Raw genomic sequence first — 686 nt, 5'->3', positions numbered from 1 at the left:
CCGCCTTCACATCCACCGACGGGGTGAACACAATCTTTCGGGAGGTGATGAGCGAACTTGCCACCATGTTCACGTCGAGCACCGACTGGGCGTTGACGCCGAAGCGCATCGTGCCGAGACCTGGGACAGGCACCGAGTGTCCCTCAGTGGCCCACGCCACTATCACATCACCACATGCCGCCCATGCCGCCTGGATGGCACCCTTCGAGATGCCGCTGCGCAATGCAGCCTCTTCAATCACCTTGCTCTCCGCCAGCGCGGAGTAAAGCTCCGCTGAGAGGATGTAAGCATACTTGCCCGCGTTGGGCCCTACCTTGAGCATTCGCTCTGTTGCCTTAAGTCTAATTGCCATAACTAAGAATTATTAATGGTTACACACTGCGTGGCGAACCGTCTTAGGCTTGCTGCCGCCACAGAAAATTTTGTCTCACTCGTGTATCCGAATCACGGTGCGCGCTTCCGATTTTCTTTTACGTTTGCAAAGGTAGAACATTTTTCTCGATTTTGCAAGTGTTTACTTAATTTCCTTCTTTTCTTTAACATTTTTTATAATACACTTGTGTATTATACTATTTCTAACTACCCCGAAATATTTCTCCAACCACGTAAATATTTTTCCTTAGTTAGAGAGATTTTGTGGGTTTAAAATCAAACTGTAATACTGTAATACTGTATGTTAACAAACC

1 pseudogene is annotated in these 686 nt (G+C 47.5%); it reads right to left on the bottom strand.

The annotated features are described in order from the left end of the window. A pseudogene (locus CIK99_RS13740) lies at positions 1 to 352 on the bottom strand (DNA-binding protein); the annotation flags it as partial. Positions 353 to 686 lie beyond the last annotated feature (334 nt).

Source organism: Prevotella sp. P5-92 (assembly GCF_002251245.1).
In the GTDB taxonomy this organism is placed as follows: domain Bacteria; phylum Bacteroidota; class Bacteroidia; order Bacteroidales; family Bacteroidaceae; genus Prevotella.
Note: the sequence above shows the minus strand (reverse complement) of the source record. Positions and strands in the feature narration are given on the sequence as shown.